Source organism: Pseudomonas syringae pv. coryli str. NCPPB 4273 (assembly GCF_000972175.1).
Lineage (GTDB): Bacteria > Pseudomonadota > Gammaproteobacteria > Pseudomonadales > Pseudomonadaceae > Aquipseudomonas > Aquipseudomonas syringae.
In genome coordinates this window covers 1-15,066 of the sequence record NZ_AWQP01000049.1, presented here as the reverse complement: position 1 = coordinate 15,066, position 15,066 = coordinate 1, and the positions used below count along the sequence as shown (strand labels likewise).

Here is a 15,066-nt window from a genome sequence, read left to right as displayed (position 1 = left end):
AAAACCACGCAATCCCCCGGTTTAAAGCACCTTTCGTGCCGTACAGCCGGTGAAAGATATTCCGGGACAAAACATGTAAAAACAGAAAAAACAGCGCTGGATGCACTCGTTAGTGCACAAGGCATCCAGGCCTTACTTGAACAAGTCACCGGGGGTATGGCCGAACAAACCCTTGAACGCGGCGATGAACGCCGACGTCGAGTCATAACCGCAGGCCAGCGCGGTATGCGTCACACTAGCGCCCTCTTCCAGTGCAGACAGCGAAGACAGCAGCCGTGCCCGCTGCCGCCAGCCGCGAAAGCTCAATCCGGTTTCGCGCTGAAACATTCGCATCAGGGTTTTCTCGGAGGTCCCGAGACGGGCAGCCCAGTCATGCAGAGTGATCAACCTACCCGGCTCCTCGATCAACTCGTTGCACAGCCCCAGCAAACGCGGATGACGCGGCAACGGCAGTGAAAAGCCGACTTCGGGCAGTTGCGCCAGCTGATCCAGCAGGACCTGCACCAGCCGCGCCTCATGACTGTCCTGCTCGGGATAATCCACGGGCAATAGGCAGAAGCTCTTGATCAGCTCGCGGGCCAGTGGCGTGACTTCAAGCACCCGGCAGCGCGGCGGTGCCCACCGCGAATCTGCCGTGCGAATGTACAGGCTGCGCATTTCGGCACGCATGGAGGTCACGACCTCATGCTCAAGCCCGGCAGGCACCCAGACGCCCCACTGCGGCGGCGCAAAGAAACTGCCCTCGGCGGTATGCACACCCAGAACCCCGCTGATCGCATAGGAAAACTGCACCCAGTCGTGGCAATGGGGCGGCGTCCACGAACCGGCGCTGAGGCTTTCGGCACGGGCATACAGCGGGCGCGGCAGGCCGGACAATTCCGGTATCCGCCGTTCGCCCGTGGGCTGCTGCTGATTGATCTGTCCGTTACTCGGCATCTTATGGCCTTATGTCGCAAGACGGCTATGGAGCAACAGAGTAGCCTGCACGCATCTCTGTTTACAAAAGTTCTACGGGCCCCGCATGCAATCACTCAAACACTTCAAACGCGTCGCCACCGACTGGTTCCTCTGGGGCATGGTTCTGGCGACGGTGCTCGCCTACTTCTTTCCGCGTTTCGGCGCTACCGGCGGCAACATGCACGCTGAATACGTCATCAAGGTCGGCGTGTTCGTGGTGTTCTTTCTGCATGGCGTGAACCTGTCCAGCGAGCAGATCAAGAAAGGCCTGACCAACTGGCGCCTGCACGTGATGATCCAGGTTTTCACGTTCGTGGTGTTCCCGCTGATCTGGCTGGCGTGCAACAAGCTGCTGGGCTCACAGGTGCCGGCGCTGCTGATGCTGGGCTTCCTTTACCTGTGTGCCCTGCCCTCGACCATTTCCTCCTCGGTGGCGCTGACCGGCAGCGCAGGCGGCAATGTCCCGGCAGCGATTCTCAACGCCAGCATGTCCAGTGTCATCGGGATTTTCATCACTCCGTGGCTGGTCAGCCTGGTGGTCGGCACCGGCGCTGGCGGGATCGATCTGGGCGATACGCTGCTCGACCTGTGCGCCATGCTCCTGCTGCCACTGGTGCTTGGCCAGCTAATGCGGCCGTTGCTGGGCAAGTTCTTCGCCCGTCACAAGAAATACACCAACCTGATCGACAAGCTGGTGATTCTGCTGCTGGTGTATGCGGCGTTCTGCAACTCGATGATCTCCGGCATGTGGCAAAGCCAGGGCAATAGCGTGATCCTGACGGCGTTCATCGGCACCGCGCTGCTGCTGGCGGTGATCCTGTTGATGACGACCCGCACGGCGCGGGTGCTCAAGTTCGATCATGCCGACAAGGTCGCGGCGGTGTTCTGCGCCACCAAGAAGTCCCTCGCTGCGGGCGCGCCGATGGCCGCACTGATTTTCGGCAGCAATCCGGGGCTTGGCCTGATTCTGTTGCCGATCATGATCTACCACCCGATGCAACTGATCGTGTGCTCGATCATCGCCGAGAGCTACGCCAGTCGCCATCGCCAGCAGCTTTCGGCCGCCGCGCTGGAAGAAGCTCGCGCCGCGTGAATGCGTCTTACATCAGCGCGTCATCATCCAGCGTGACGCGCGCGTAGAAGACGATCGCCACCGTTGGGATCAGTGCGGAATAACCCGGCCGCAGCGCAGTGCCGAAGTGCGTCAGCAAGCGTTGCACCGGGGCCTGGCGAATTGCACCGAGCAAGCCCTTGACCGCGCCGGGCGCCTCGTCGGGCTGCGCGGTCTTGAAAAACGCTGCCACGGTCAGGCGCTCGGCCAGTGCATCGACATGCGCGGCATAGATGTCCCAGCTCATCGCGCGGACACTGGCGCGCGGCATCTGCACCAGCGGGTGCGCGCTGTTGAACGCATGGCGAAAGAACGTTTTGAGCAGCAGCTCTTCCACTTCGACCACCGTCGCGCACTGGTGCAGCGCATCGCCCAGACCGTATTGGCGCGCCAGCATGCCCAGCACTCGCGTATAGGGCACGCCACGACGCCGGGCGGCATTGATCAGAAAATGCCCGGCGACCAGCTGGAATTCGCGCACGAAGGCGTAAGTGCGGTCCGCTTCAGTGGCCTTGAGGCGCGTCCAGCGGCTGCTGCGCAAATGCTTGATGGCCGCCTCCAGCACGTAGTCCGGCGAACGGGCCAGAACGCTGTGCAGCCAGACGTCCTGCAGGACCGGGTCGCGGGTCATTGTCGGTAGCACCGTAATGCCGGTTTCCAGCCCTTCACAGCCACTGAAGCGAGTGGCAATCAATACTTCCTGCAAGCGCTGCCAGTAATGGTGATGGCGATAACCCTGCATGCGCACGTTCTCAAAGTGCTCGACCGGCGTGCGCCCCAGGCTCTTCTCGCCCAGATTCAGCAACAGCACATGATCTTCCGTGGAATACGCATTGATCAGCCGTCCGCTGATTCTCTGCTTGAGCAGCTCGGCCTCGGCAGCATCGATACGCACGGCAGCGGCCATCAGCAATACATCGCCCACCACCAGCCCGTGCTCGGGCGTCTGCTGCAGCTCCTTGAGCGCGCTGACCAGCAGCCGGCCGCCCAGTGAATGGCCGATCAGGTTGACTTGCTTGACGTCGGGATGATGCTCGAACAGGTAGCGATCCAGTTGCGCCAACAGCACCTTGCCCATGTCGCGGGCACGGTTACGGATACGCGCAAAGTGAACGACACGGTCTCCCGCCAGCGCCGCCGCGCCCGCGAGCGGGTGCACACGGGCAGCCGCCATCAGCAAGCCACGGGAACGGTTGTCCATCTGAGTGAAATGGCTGGATGGCCAGAACGCCAGAATGTTCACACTCTGGCGCAAGGCGCCGGGGATGCTGTTGGCCAACAGGCGTCGGTCATCCAGATCATGCCCTGACGAATAGCCGTGAATGAAGACGTTGGCGACCTCGCCCGAGGTCTTGGGCAGGGTCAGAAACTTGAAGTGATTTTCCACGTTGTCCTGTCACACATGGGCGGATTGCACGCTCAATTTCTGGCGATGAAGCGCTTGGCGATCATTACGATCAGTCGCAGGCAGAACATGATACCGGTCACCGCGATGACCCATTTGGCCACCAGCAGGAAATAAACCTCTATTTCATCGGAGACCAGCCCCACCAGCAAGCCCATCCCGCCGATCAGCAAACCGATCAGCATCAGCCCGATATAAGGCCTCAGCCAGCGAGTCCGCGCGCCTTTGTCAAACAGATAGAACACGGTGCCGATCAGAATCAGAAGTACCGATACGCCAATGATGAACCCCATGCCTTACCTCAACGTTACAGGCCAATAATGCTGATTGATCATCCCGCGTACGGGCGTGACGCAGAGCGTCACGACATGCACTCCCACGCTGGAGCGCGAGGAACGATAGTCGTCAGATAGATCGCGATCGTGCCCATGCTCTGCGTAAGTCAGTTGTGGATTATGCCCATGACCCCAGCATTTGCCTAACGCTCCAGAATTGCCGTCACGCCCTGGCCGCCTGCGGCACAGATGGAAATCAATCCACGTCCGCTGCCTGCCGCATCCAGCAGCTTGGCCAGGTTGGCGACGATGCGGCCTCCGGTCGCCGCAAACGGGTGACCGGCAGCCAGTGAGCTGCCCTTGACGTTCAGTTTGCTGCGATCAATCGACCCCAGCGGCGCGTCCAGCCCCAGACGGGTTCTGCAGTAGTCGGCGTCTTCCCAGGCCTTGAGGGTGCACAGCACCTGCGCGGCGAAGGCTTCGTGGATTTCGTAGTAATCGAAGTCCTGAAGGGTCAGGCCATTGCGGGCCAGCAGACGCGGAACGGCGTAGACCGGTGCCATCAGTAGCCCTTCTGCGCCGTTGACGAAATCCACCGCTGCGGCCTCGCCATCGCGCCAGTAGGCCAGCACCGGCAGGCCCCGCTCGCGAGCCCATTCCTCGCTGGCCAGCAACACCACCGACGCGCCATCGGTCAGCGGTGTCGAATTGCCCGCCGACAAGGTGCCCTTGGCGCTGCGCTCGAACGCGGGCTTGAGGCTGGCCAGCTTTTCAAGCGTCAGGTCCGGACGCAGGTTGTTGTCACGGATCAGCCCCAGATACGGCGTCATCAAATCATCCTGCCAGCCCTCGGCGTAGGCTGCCGCCATTTTCAGATGGCTCTCGAGCGCCAGTTGATCCTGCGGCCCGCGCTCGATGCCCCAGGTCTGCGCCATCAGCTCGCAATGCTGGCCCATCGACAAGCGCGTGCGTGGCTCGCCGTTACGCGGCAGCTCCGGCTTGAGGTGGTGCGGACGCAACTGCATCAGGGCCTTGAGCTTGTCACCGGGCGTCTTGCTGCGGTTTACCTGCAGCAGGATCTTGCGCAGCCCCTCGTTGACGCCGATCGGCGCATCGGACGTTGTGTCCACGCCGCCGGCAATGCCGCACTCGATCTGCCCCAGAGCGATCTTGTTGGCCACCAGCAACGCCGCTTCCAGCCCCGTACCGCACGCTTGCTGAATGTCGTAGGCCGGGGTCTGTGCCGAGAGCCGCGAGCCGAGCACGCATTCGCGGGTCAGGTTGAAGTCTCTGGAGTGTTTGAGCACCGCGCCCGTCACCACCTCGCCCATGCGCAGCCCGTGCAGATTGAAGCGCTCGATCAGCCCTTCCAGAGCAGCCGTGAGCATGTCCTGATTGCTGGCCGTGGCATAAGGGCCATTGGAGCGTGCGAACGGAATGCGGTTACCGCCGACGATGGCGACCCGACGAGGATGCGTCATGGAAAACTCCCTTTCTTCAAGCGAATGAATGAGCCGTGTCGATCGCAAGAACAAACGTCATGCCACCGTGGTCCATTCCTTTGAACCCCGACTTCAGGAGAGTGTTCCATGCCGTCAGATCGCTATATTGATTTCGCCAACTCCGACATGGGTCGGCGCCTGGTGAAGGCCGTCGGTCTGCCCGCCCCCACTCACCTGGAGCGCTGGCAGGCCGGACGTCTGCGCCCCGTCGAAGGGACCTTGCTGATCAGCGCAGGACCGCTGGGCGATCAGGTCCGCCAGTTCGCCAGCCGTCTGACCGACTCGCTGTACAGTTTCGGCAGCGACATGCCCGGCGCCACGACGTGGGTGTCCAACCAGGGCCCGCGCCTGAAAGCGGTGGTTTTCGACGCCAGCCAGATCCTGCGCACCGAGCAGCTCAGGCAGTTGCGGGATTTCTTTCAGCCGCTGCTGCGCAATCTTGATCACTGCGCGCATGTGGTCATCCTCGGCAAATCCCCCGAGACACTCGCTGATCCGCTGGCGGCCAGCACTCAACAGGCCATCGAAGGCTTCAGCCGCTCACTGGCCAAGGAAGTGCGCAATGGCGCAACGGTCAAGTTGCTGCAGGTGGATGACGACGCGCAGGATCAACTGGAGGGTGCCCTGCGCTTCTTCCTCACGCCCAAGGCAGCGTTCATCTCTGGCCAGTTCGTTCATCTGAGTGCCTGCCCGAGCAAGGTGCAGGACTGGACCCGCCCGCTGGCCGGGCGCAAGGCAGTGGTGACGGGCGCGGCACGCGGCATAGGCGCGTCAATCGCCGAAACGCTGACCCGTGATGGCGCGCAGGTCATTCTGCTGGATGTACCGCAGACCAAAAACGAGCTGGAAGCACTGGCCTCGCGGCTTGGAGGCCAGGCTCTGGCACTGGATATCTGCTCGGCGGATGCCCCGGCACAGTTGCTCGAACACCTGCCCGATGGCGTCGACATACTGGTGCACAACGCCGGCATCACGCGTGACAAGACGCTGGTCAACATGCCGGAAGATTTCTGGGACTCGGTACTGGCGGTCAACCTCAATGCGCCGCAAGTGCTGACTCAGGTGCTGCTCGATGCGGGAGCCTTGAAGGATAACGCGCGAATCGTGCTCATGGCCTCGATCAGCGGTATCGCCGGTAATTGCGGGCAAACCAACTACACCACCAGCAAGGCCGGTCTGATCGGTTTTGCACGGGCCATGGCCCCCGGGCTCAAGTCACGCGGCATCAGCATCAACGCCGTCGCGCCGGGCTTCATCGAAACCAAAATGACCGCGCACATGCCGTTCACCCTGCGTGAAGCCGGGCGGCGCATGAGTTCGCTGGGTCAGGGCGGTTCGCCCCAGGACGTTGCCGAAGCAGTGGCGTGGTTCAGCCAGCCGGGCAGCGGCGCGGTGAGCGGTCAGGTTCTACGTGTATGTGGTCAAAACGTGATCGGGGCTTAAGCACCCGCATCGAATTCAAGGAGATGGATGATGACGGCTCACTGGCGCTACCTCAATTCCCTGCAGCCCCTGTCCAACCTGTTCATCCAGGCAGCGCTCAGGCGCAAGGTCACCGGGATGCAGCTACCCGATCTGGGCTTGCGCAGCTGGATCGCGGTCGATACCGATAAGCTCGAGGCATACCGCAAGGTCTGCGGATTCGAAGAGAGCAGCCTGCTGCCTCCGACCTATCCGCACGTGCTGGCATTTCCGTTGCAAATGCAATTGATGACCTCCGAAGACTTTCCGTTTCCGCTGCTGGGGTTGATTCACCTGGCCAATCGCACCCGTACGCATCGTCCACTGGGCGGGGTGAGCCAGTTGTACATCAGTGTTCAGGCCACTGATCTGCGCCCGCACGCCAAGGGTGCAACGTTCACCCTGGTCACTCAGGCCGAAGACGGCATGGGGCTGTTGTGGGAAGAGGAAAGCACCCTGCTGTGCACCGCCGTGCACCTGGAAGACAGCCCGGTGAGCTATGCCGAAGCCGCGCCGCTGCCGCTCAGCGAGCTGCAAGGCTGGCGGGCAACGGCGCAGATAGGCCGCGAGTACGCCAAGGTGTCGGGCGACTACAACCCGATCCACCTCAGCGCCCCCAGCGCCAGGCTGTTCGGTTTCCCTCGCGCCATTGCCCACGGCATGTGGCTCAAGGCCCGTGCGCTCGCGGCGCTGGGCGAGCATTTGCCGGCCTCGAATGTCGAGATCAGCGTGCAGTTCCAGAAGCCTGTACGCCTGCCTGCCGACGTGACGCTGTCGGCCAGTGCCGCCGGCTCGCAGGGCCAGTTCCGTGTCGAAGGCCAGGAGGGCATCGTGCATATGGTCGGTAGCTGGCAGCCTGTCAGCGAGTGACGCACAGCCGGGATGAACACCTCTGACGGGAGCCCTGCTCCCATCGACGGCTGAACAAACCTCAACGCCCACTTGCCTGGCGACCCGTTCCCCCTGAAGCTATGCGTCTTCAGGAGAGCACGATGAACCTCGACGAGTTGACCCAACGCCTGCACCGCATCCGCGACCAGAACGACTGGAGGCAATTCCATAGCCCGAAAAACCTGGCCATGGCTGCCAGTGTGGAGATGGCCGAGCTGGTGGAAATATTCCAGTGGCTGCGCGAAGACCAGTCCCGCGAGCTGCCTGCCGACCAGTTGGAGCACGCCGGCCAGGAAGTCGGCGACATCGTCCTCTACCTGTTGCTGCTGTGCAGCGAACTGGGGCTGGACATGGACACGGTGGTGCGTAACAAGCTGGCTGACAGCGAGCGGAGATTTGCCAAGTGAGTGATCGGCATTTCGACCAGCTGGCGACCCGCTTTGCGGAAAAGATCTATGGCGGTGCCAAGGGGGCCATTCGTCTGGCGGTGCTGCAGGCCGATCTGACCGAAACCCTGCCCGCACGACCGCTCCGCGTACTGGATATCGGCGCCGGGCTGGGCCACATGTCACTGTGGCTGGCCGAACAGGGTCATCAGGTGACCCTCGCCGAACCCGCCGAGCCGATGCTCGAAGGCGCACGGCAGCGCTTCGCCGATGCCGGACAGACGGCAACCTTCATTCAGGCTCCGTGGCAGGCGCTGCCGGGTTTACTGAGCGACACTTATGATCTGGTGCTGTGCCACGCGGTGCTGGAGTGGCTGGCCGAGCCGCACAGCATCCTCCCGGTGCTGCGCCAATTGACCAAGGACGACGGCTGGTTGTCGCTGGCGTTTTACAACCGCGATGCCTTGATCTATCGCAACCTGCTGAAGGGCCACTTCCGCAAGATGCGCAAAAATGACATGGCCGGGGAAAAACAGAGCCTGACGCCCCAGCAACCGCTCGACCCTCGGGAACTGGCGACGCAACTTGAAGGCCTGTGGCAAGTCGAAACCCGTAGCGGGGTGCGGGTATTTCACGATTACATGCCGGTTGAATTCCAGGCTCGGGCCGAGCTGACGGATCTGCTGGAAATGGAACTGGCGCACCGGCGTCACCCAGCCTTTGCCGGGCTGGGTCGATACCTTCACTGGATGTGCCGTCCGGTCTGACATCACTGCGGAGCCCACCATGAAACACCGTTCTGCCTTGTTTGCCGTGCTGCTGGGAACCGCTCTGCTCGGGATCAGCGCCTGCCAGAGCGACAACCCGTATGTCGCCAGCTCTCTGCCCATGCCTCCCGCTCCTGCGCAGGCGGCAAAGACGCTGGACATGAGCGCCTATCCTGCGCCGCCGCGTGACTATGGGCGTTATCGATCCTGGGGCTGGCTCAACGGCCAGCTGCCGCCCGGAACGGCGTGGGTGGATTCGGCGCAGGTGGTCGAAGCCGTGAGCAACGGCCTGGACCAGCGTGGCTTGCGACCGGCTCGCGGCAATCAGCCGGCCGACCTGTACGTCACGACCACGACCCGCCAGGAAACCCGGCTGCGTCAGGTGCGTGAAGATTACGATCCCTACTATGGGGGCGGCATGGGCTATGGCCGCTACGATGGCTACCGGCCCGGTTATGGCGGCTACGCCAGTGTGCCGGTGGTGCGCACCTATCAGGAAAAGGTCATGGTGGTGCAGATCAACCTGATCGACGCGCGCAGCGGCCAGCCGGTATGGAGCGCCAGCGCCGATGCGCGCGCCAGCAATAATCTGGCCGACCGCAGCAGTGCGTTGCGTCAGGCCGTGCAACAGGCTCTGGCGGCCTACCCGCCTTCGTAACCCTTTCGGAGAACTGCCATGTTTCGCCGTATCGTTCTGCTGACCTGTGCCGTGTTGCTGACGGCCTGTCAGAGCAACTCGATCAATCGCGACTTCGATACCCAGCGGGATTTCGGCGGCTATCGCAGCTGGAGCTGGAAAGAGCCCGCCGTTCAGTATCAGCCCGACAATGATCCACGGCTCAAGAGCGACCTGACCGAGCAACGCCTTCGCCAGTCGATCGGCGAGCAGCTGGATCAGCGTGGATTGCGCATGGCCGCAACTGGCGCCCGGCCGGATTTGAAAGTGCAGGCCTGGCTGATTGTCGAAAACCGTCAGCAGACGGTCAGCACCAACTACGGCGGCGGCTGGAGCCCCTGGGGTGGCTATGGCTACTGGAACGGGCCGATGAACACCGAAACCCGCAGCGTCGATTACAAGGTCGGCACCGTGCAGATCGATATGTTCGACGGCAAGGACGGCAAACTGGTCTGGCGTGGCAGCACCGAGCGCATCCTCAACGACAACGCCGGCAGCCCGTCCGAACGCGATCAGGCCATGCGCACCACCGTGGCGAAAATTCTGGAGCAGTATCCACCACGCTAAGCCCGCCTGAAGTGTTGCGCAATGGACAGCTCGAGCGAGGTTCAGGCCTGCAGATCGCCCTGCATTTCATCGAGCAATTCCTGAATCGCGTCGAGGCGCTCTTCGGGATCGTCGATTTCCAGCAGCTCCACTTTGTCTTTTTCGGTGAACGGCAGCAGATAGGCAAGCTGGTTGGACAACGCGTATTGCCCACCGGCTGACACGCCCATGTTCAGGGAAGCCACCATCGGGTGCTCGGCCAGCGCTTCGAGCAGGGCCACGAGATCGGCGTCTTCCTCCTGCAGCGGGCGCTCCACGGGCTCATCCAGCCACTCGACGTCAGCCACCAGCAGTTGATCGCGCTGAACCTCAGCGGCGACAACCCGGAAGCGACGCCCGCCGACGACACGAATGCCCAGCAAGCCGTTCTCCTGCTGCTGAAAATCGGTAACCAGCGCTTCGCAGCCGATCATCGAGTAGCCGCCCGGCACTGAGCCGACTTCACTTCCCTCGGTGATACACACCACACCGAACCCTTCCCCCTGCTTCATGCAGCGGCCGATCATATCCAGGTAACGGGCTTCAAACAGCTGCAGATCAAGCACGCACCCCGGAAACAGCACAGCGTTCAGCGGAAACAATGGCAGCGTCATAGAAAAGCCTCCTTTTAAATGGCCAGCGACATTGCCAGCGGCAGGAACAATGCCGTTGCAACGCCCATCAGACTCATTGCCAACGCAGCAAAAGCCCCCGATTCTTCCCCCTCCTGCAATGCCACGGATGTGCCTACCGCATGCGCGGTAAGCCCCAGCGCCATGCCTCGGGCAGCAGGATTATCCACCCCGATCAGTGACAACAGACCGGGGCCGAAAATTGCACCGAATACACCAGTAATCAACACAAAAACCGCCGCCAGTGCGGCAACCCCGCCGATCTGCTCGGCGACCAGCATGGCGATGGGCGATGTCACTGATTTGGGTGCCATGGTCATCAGAATCATGTGGTCGGCACCAAACAGCACTCCGAAGCCCACGCACAAACCGGTGGCAAACACCCCGCCGACTACCAGCGTAGTCAAGACCGGCCAGAACAACTGGCGGATGCGCCGCATATTCAAGTAGAGCGGGACCGCCAGCGCGACGGTTGCAGGCCCCAGCAGCGTGCCCAGAACCTCGGTGCTTTTGCGGTACTCGGTGTATTCAAGGTCGCAGAACAGCACAACCCCGATCACCACCACCATCGAGACCAGCACGGGCTGCAGGAACAGCCAGCGGGTTCTTTCATAGGCTGCCATCGCCAGTTGATAGGCGCCCAGAGTTATCGCGATGCCGAAAAGCGGGTGGTGAATCACCGACAGCCATGCACCGTGCCAGTCAAGATTCATGGCAACTCCCGGCGCTGGGCCTGACGCTTGATCAGTGCCTGCATCAGCCAGCCGACAAAGACCACGGAAATCATCAGCGACAGGGTCAGCGTGCCGAAGATCGCCCAGAAGTCCTCGGCAATGGCCGACGCGTACACCATCACCCCGACCGCAGGCGGCACCAGCAGCAACGGCAGATAGCGCAGCAGACTGCTGGCCGCCATGCTGATCGGCTCGCTGACTTCACCGCGCCACATCAAATACGCCATAAGCAGCACAAGGCCGATGATCGGCCCCGGCAAAATCGACAGAAACAGATGGTTGAGCGCGGTCCCCAGCAATTGGAACAGCACCAGCCATGTCAAACCCCTTAACAGCATGAGGACTCCAGCAGATAAACGAACCCGGCGAACGATCGGCGTCATTATAAACACGCTGCGCCAGAGGTCATGAGTGGGTATTCGCATTGGCGCAGTTGCTTGACCGGCCAGCCAGCCTCTGCTGATCTGATATTCGCCCGCAGGCATGAGCTATGCGGGCGATACCGCCTCATCAGACAAGGAGAGCAGCATGCCTTCTGTACCCGTCACAGAACTCAAGCAGTACATCGGCAAGGACGCAGGCTATTCAGACTGGCTGACCATCGACCAGCAGCGTATCAACCTGTTCGCCGACGCCACAGGAGATTTCCAGTTCATCCATGTCGACCCGGTCAAGGCGGCGCAGACGCCGTTCGGCGCGACCATCGCACACGGCTTTCTGTCGTTGTCGCTGATCCCCCAGCTCATGGAAGGCATCATGGTATTGCCCGAAGGCTTGAAGATGGCGGTCAATTACGGGATGGACAGTGTGCGCTTCGTTCAACCGGTGACGGTCAACTCGCGAGTACGTCTCAAGGTCCAATTGACCGACGTGAGCGAGAAAAAACCCGGCCAGTGGTTGCTCAAGGCAACGGCCACGCTGGAGATAGAAGGTCAGGAAAAACCCGCTTTTGTGGCCGAACCTTTAACGTTGTGTTTCGTGTAAAGCGTTTAAAACATGAAACAGTCGTAACAGACTGTTTCATCCCGTTGACTCGCTGCGGCATACTCCCCTGCGGTCGTGACCCATAACATCTGCTCAAGCGGAGCCGGGCTCGCCCCTGAATCATTCTTCCGGGATCTCACATGCGCGCGCTCGCTCCATTGGCTTTGACACTCTTGATCGCAGGCTGCGGTGATGGCGAATCAATTTTGCCACCCGACGGTCGCCTGCCCGACGGCGGACGCTACCGGGGCGATCTGGTCAACGGCGTCCTGCAGGGCCAAGGGCGCATCGATTACCCCAACGGCAGTTGGTACGCAGGTCAGTTCGAAAACGGCTTGCGGCAAGGCCAGGGCGAATGGCACTCCAGTACCGGCGACGTCTACAAGGGCGGCTTCGAGCAAGGTCTGTTCAATGGCCAGGGCCGACTGACCACCCGCGCTGGCGCGAGCTATGTCGGCAGCTTCAAACTTGGCATGCGTGACGGCGAAGGCACCCAGAAAGACAAGGGCGTGCTTTACCGTGGCCAGTTCAAGGCCGGCGTGTACGACGGCCCCGGTCGCCTGGAACTGGAAGACGGCAGCCAGCATCAGGGCATGTTCGCCAATGGCAAGGCCAATGGTGAGGGTTCGCGCAGTGACGCCAGTGGCAACCAATACAGCGGCAACTTCATCGACGGTCAGTTGCAGGGCACCGGCAGCTTCACCAGCACTGACGGCGATCAGTACGTCGGCAATTTCCGCAACAGTCAGCTGGACGGCAAAGGTCGCTACGAAAACAGCGACGGCGACGTCTGGAGCGGCGAGTTCAAGGAAGGCGCGCTGACCGGCAAAGGCGAGTTGATCGGCTCTGACGGCAGCCGCTATCAGGGTGATTTCGACAACTGGCGCTTCATGGGTCAGGGCCAGTTGCTCCTGGCCGATGGCAGCCGCTACATCGGCCAGTTCGCCGATGACACTTACCACGGCGACGGCGTGCTGACTTCCGCCGACGGCAAAGAGCAGCGTGGCATCTGGGCCAACGGCGAGCGAATCCGTGATGCCAAAGGCAAATTGCTGCCGGACCCACTTGAAGCCGGGCTGCTGGTCCAGGGTTCGCTGCTGGACAAGGCACTGGCGGCAGTGCCAGCGTCGACACCGGCCACCGAGCTGTACACGCTGGTCGTGGGTGGCGACGGCAAGCAGAGCGTGTTCATGCGCGAGGCGGACTACGTGAGCAATCTGCTCAAGTCGCGTTTTGGTGCCATCGGACAAGTCAGCCTGGTCAATCATCGCGATCACATGGATGACCGGCCGATGGCGACGCGTGAAACCATCACCCGCGCGGTGCAGACACTCGCCCAGCGCACCGGCCCGGAAGACCTGGTGTTCATTTACCTGACCAGCCACGGCACTCAGGATCATGAACTGGTGCTCGACCAGCCGCGCCTGTCGCTGGCAGACCTGCCCGCCGACGCGTTGGCAGCGGCCCTCGCGCCACTGAAGAACCGTGACAAGGTCGTGGTGATTTCAGCCTGTTATTCCGGCGGGTTCATTCCCGACCTGAAAGATGAACGCACGCTGATCATGACCGCCTCGCGCGCCGACCGCGTCTCGTTCGGCTGCTCGGAAGAAGCGGACTTCACTTATTTTGGCGATGCACTATTTGCCAAGGCATTGGTCGAAACCGATGACCTGCAGCACGCTTTCAACGAAGCGAAGGCCTATGTTGCGCAACGTGAGACCGAAGACAACTTCGAAGCCTCCGAACCGCAGATATGGGCACCCAAAGGAGTCCTGGCGCGCTGGCAGCAGTTGCGCAAGAGCCAGGCCGAACGCGCGTTGAGCACGGCGTTGAACCGCACGGAAGCGAAGACTTCGACTAGCCGCTAGGCTTAGCAGTATCAAGGAGAACGATATGTACCTGACGCCGCAACACATCCTGCTCGCAGGAGCCACGGGCCTTACAGGCGAGCATTTGCTGGACAGGCTGCTCAGCGAGCCGACCGTCAGCCGCGTATTGGCGCCGACCCGCAAGCCGCTGGCCGAGCACTCGCATCTGGAGAACCCGGTCGGCGAACTGGCGACGCTGCTGCCAACGCTGTCTGGCCGGGTGGATATCGCATTCTGCTGCCTGGGCACAACGATCAAACAAGCGGGTTCGCAGGACGCCTTCAAGGCGGTTGATCTGGACATGGTCACAGCGTTCGCCAGCCGCGCCCGCGAACTCGGTGCTCGCCACTTGCTGGTGATCAGCGCAGTCGGCGCAGATCCGCAGTCCAGTACCTTTTACAACCGTGTCAAAGGCGAAATGGAACTGGCGCTTCGTGCGCAAGACTGGCCACAACTGACCATCGCCCGCCCTTCCCTGCTGGTGGGCAGCCGTCCTGAAACCCGCTGGGTCGAGCAACTGGCGGCGCCCATCGCCAAACTGATCCCCGGCAAATACGGCGCCATCGAAGCCTGCCACCTGGCCCGCGCCCTGTGGCGACTGGCGCTGGAAGAGCAGAACGGCGAACGAATCGTCGAATCGGATGAGCTGCGCAAGCTGGGCAAGTAGGTGATGATCGCCGGAGCACAGCCAAGATCATCGCCGCCATGCTCCGCGCTCAGCGTAATACACAGTCTTCGTGGGAGCGAGCTTGCTCGCGAAGAGGCCGGTGAGATCGGAAGAGCGTCGTGTAGGGAAAGAGTGTAGATCTCGGTGGTCGCCGTATCATTAAAA

The 15,066-nt window shown here is 61.8% G+C and carries 17 protein-coding genes; 10 read left to right on the top strand and 7 right to left on the bottom strand.

Annotation, left to right across the window (positions count from 1 at the left end):
* Positions 1 to 132 precede the first annotated feature (132 nt).
* Entirely contained in the window at positions 133 to 936 is an 804-nt protein-coding gene (locus P406_RS19785; RefSeq protein ID WP_046237115.1) for an AraC family transcriptional regulator, read from the bottom strand.
* An 85-nt stretch (positions 937 to 1,021) separates the two neighbouring features.
* On the opposite strand from P406_RS19785, the gene P406_RS19780 reads away from it, so the two are divergent.
* Entirely contained in the window at positions 1,022 to 2,050 is a 1,029-nt protein-coding gene (locus P406_RS19780; RefSeq protein WP_046237114.1) for a bile acid:sodium symporter family protein, read from the top strand.
* A gap of 7 nt (positions 2,051 to 2,057) precedes the next feature.
* On the opposite strand, the gene P406_RS19775 is transcribed toward P406_RS19780, so the two are convergent.
* The 3 genes from P406_RS19775 to P406_RS19765 all read right to left on the bottom strand — a co-directional run bounded on the left by P406_RS19775 (position 2,058) and on the right by P406_RS19765 (position 5,229).
* On the bottom strand, positions 2,058 to 3,455 hold the full coding sequence (locus P406_RS19775; RefSeq protein ID WP_046237113.1) for a DUF726 domain-containing protein: 1,398 nt from the start codon (positions 3,453 to 3,455) through the stop codon (positions 2,058 to 2,060).
* A 32-nt stretch (positions 3,456 to 3,487) separates the two neighbouring features.
* Positions 3,488 to 3,766 (bottom strand): hypothetical protein, encoded by a 279-nt coding sequence (locus tag P406_RS19770; RefSeq protein ID WP_032702585.1) that lies wholly within the window; start codon positions 3,764 to 3,766, stop codon positions 3,488 to 3,490.
* A 185-nt stretch (positions 3,767 to 3,951) separates the two neighbouring features.
* Positions 3,952 to 5,229 carry an acetyl-CoA C-acetyltransferase gene (locus tag P406_RS19765; protein ID WP_046237112.1) on the bottom strand — a complete coding sequence of 426 codons (1,278 nt, stop codon included), beginning with the start codon at positions 5,227 to 5,229 and terminating at the stop codon, positions 3,952 to 3,954.
* Between the two features lie 108 nt (positions 5,230 to 5,337).
* Between P406_RS19765 and P406_RS19760 the strand changes: the two genes are divergently transcribed.
* From P406_RS19760 to P406_RS19735, 6 genes are all read left to right on the top strand, one after another.
* Positions 5,338 to 6,693: a 3-oxoacyl-ACP reductase gene (locus P406_RS19760; protein ID WP_046237111.1), complete on the top strand. Its 1,356-nt coding sequence runs from the start codon at positions 5,338 to 5,340 to the stop codon at positions 6,691 to 6,693.
* 30 nt (positions 6,694 to 6,723) lie between these two features.
* A complete protein-coding gene (locus P406_RS19755; RefSeq protein ID WP_046237110.1) occupies positions 6,724 to 7,581 on the top strand; it encodes a MaoC family dehydratase in 858 nt (285 codons plus the stop codon).
* A 122-nt stretch (positions 7,582 to 7,703) separates the two neighbouring features.
* Positions 7,704 to 8,009: a MazG-like family protein gene (locus tag P406_RS19750; protein WP_046237109.1), complete on the top strand. Its 306-nt coding sequence runs from the start codon at positions 7,704 to 7,706 to the stop codon at positions 8,007 to 8,009.
* Positions 8,006 to 8,755, top strand: coding sequence for a methyltransferase domain-containing protein (locus tag P406_RS19745; protein ID WP_003414598.1), 750 nt, complete (start codon positions 8,006 to 8,008; stop codon positions 8,753 to 8,755). The genes P406_RS19750 and P406_RS19745 overlap by 4 nt, the downstream gene beginning before the upstream one ends.
* Before the next feature lie 19 nt (positions 8,756 to 8,774).
* Positions 8,775 to 9,413 carry a DUF4136 domain-containing protein gene (locus P406_RS19740; RefSeq protein WP_003393446.1) on the top strand — a complete coding sequence of 213 codons (639 nt, stop codon included), beginning with the start codon at positions 8,775 to 8,777 and terminating at the stop codon, positions 9,411 to 9,413.
* Positions 9,414 to 9,431: 18 nt separating this feature from the next.
* The gene (locus P406_RS19735; RefSeq protein WP_004409557.1) at positions 9,432 to 9,998 is read left to right on the top strand and encodes a DUF4136 domain-containing protein; all 567 of its coding nucleotides are present in this window, start codon (positions 9,432 to 9,434) and stop codon (positions 9,996 to 9,998) included.
* Between the two features lie 41 nt (positions 9,999 to 10,039).
* Here P406_RS19735 and P406_RS19730 read toward each other — a convergent pair whose 3' ends face one another.
* From P406_RS19730 to P406_RS19720, 3 genes are read right to left on the bottom strand one after another with little or no spacing between them, the layout of a single operon-like run.
* Positions 10,040 to 10,630, bottom strand: a complete 591-nt coding sequence (locus P406_RS19730) for an LON peptidase substrate-binding domain-containing protein (protein WP_004409556.1) — start codon at positions 10,628 to 10,630, stop codon at positions 10,040 to 10,042.
* A 14-nt stretch (positions 10,631 to 10,644) separates the two neighbouring features.
* Positions 10,645 to 11,361: an LrgB family protein gene (locus P406_RS19725; protein WP_046237108.1), complete on the bottom strand. Its 717-nt coding sequence runs from the start codon at positions 11,359 to 11,361 to the stop codon at positions 10,645 to 10,647.
* Positions 11,358 to 11,720, bottom strand: coding sequence for a CidA/LrgA family protein (locus P406_RS19720; protein WP_046237107.1), 363 nt, complete (start codon positions 11,718 to 11,720; stop codon positions 11,358 to 11,360). Before P406_RS19720 ends, P406_RS19725 begins: the two co-directional genes overlap by 4 nt.
* Before the next feature lie 190 nt (positions 11,721 to 11,910).
* Between P406_RS19720 and P406_RS19715 the strand changes: the two genes are divergently transcribed.
* The 3 genes from P406_RS19715 (at position 11,911) to P406_RS19705 (ending at position 14,901) form a co-directional block, all read left to right on the top strand.
* A complete protein-coding gene (locus tag P406_RS19715; protein WP_046237106.1) occupies positions 11,911 to 12,366 on the top strand; it encodes a MaoC family dehydratase in 456 nt (151 codons plus the stop codon).
* Positions 12,367 to 12,506: 140 nt separating this feature from the next.
* Positions 12,507 to 14,234, top strand: coding sequence for a C13 family peptidase (locus P406_RS19710; RefSeq protein ID WP_046237105.1), 1,728 nt, complete (start codon positions 12,507 to 12,509; stop codon positions 14,232 to 14,234).
* 25 nt (positions 14,235 to 14,259) lie between these two features.
* A complete protein-coding gene (locus tag P406_RS19705; protein WP_046237104.1) occupies positions 14,260 to 14,901 on the top strand; it encodes a Rossmann-fold NAD(P)-binding domain-containing protein in 642 nt (213 codons plus the stop codon).
* Positions 14,902 to 15,066 lie beyond the last annotated feature (165 nt).

Bases quoted from the DNA above. Each gene is read 5' to 3' on its own strand.
- P406_RS19735 (WP_004409557.1), top strand. From the start codon at position 9,432: ATGTTTCGCCGTATCGTTCTGCTGACCTGTGCCGTGTTGCTGACGGCC.
- P406_RS19725 (WP_046237108.1), bottom strand. From the start codon at position 11,361: ATGAATCTTGACTGGCACGGTGCATGGCTGTCGGTGATTCACCACCCG.
- P406_RS19715 (WP_046237106.1), top strand. From the start codon at position 11,911: ATGCCTTCTGTACCCGTCACAGAACTCAAGCAGTACATCGGCAAGGAC.
- P406_RS19760 (WP_046237111.1), top strand. From the start codon at position 5,338: ATGCCGTCAGATCGCTATATTGATTTCGCCAACTCCGACATGGGTCGG.
- P406_RS19785 (WP_046237115.1), bottom strand. From the start codon at position 936: ATGCCGAGTAACGGACAGATCAATCAGCAGCAGCCCACGGGCGAACGG.
- P406_RS19765 (WP_046237112.1), bottom strand. From the start codon at position 5,229: ATGACGCATCCTCGTCGGGTCGCCATCGTCGGCGGTAACCGCATTCCG.
- P406_RS19780 (WP_046237114.1), top strand. From the start codon at position 1,022: ATGCAATCACTCAAACACTTCAAACGCGTCGCCACCGACTGGTTCCTC.
- P406_RS19710 (WP_046237105.1), top strand. From the start codon at position 12,507: ATGCGCGCGCTCGCTCCATTGGCTTTGACACTCTTGATCGCAGGCTGC.
- P406_RS19750 (WP_046237109.1), top strand. From the start codon at position 7,704: ATGAACCTCGACGAGTTGACCCAACGCCTGCACCGCATCCGCGACCAG.
- P406_RS19740 (WP_003393446.1), top strand. From the start codon at position 8,775: ATGAAACACCGTTCTGCCTTGTTTGCCGTGCTGCTGGGAACCGCTCTG.
- P406_RS19730 (WP_004409556.1), bottom strand. From the start codon at position 10,630: ATGACGCTGCCATTGTTTCCGCTGAACGCTGTGCTGTTTCCGGGGTGC.
- P406_RS19720 (WP_046237107.1), bottom strand. From the start codon at position 11,720: ATGCTGTTAAGGGGTTTGACATGGCTGGTGCTGTTCCAATTGCTGGGG.
- P406_RS19770 (WP_032702585.1), bottom strand. From the start codon at position 3,766: ATGGGGTTCATCATTGGCGTATCGGTACTTCTGATTCTGATCGGCACC.
- P406_RS19705 (WP_046237104.1), top strand. From the start codon at position 14,260: ATGTACCTGACGCCGCAACACATCCTGCTCGCAGGAGCCACGGGCCTT.
- P406_RS19755 (WP_046237110.1), top strand. From the start codon at position 6,724: ATGACGGCTCACTGGCGCTACCTCAATTCCCTGCAGCCCCTGTCCAAC.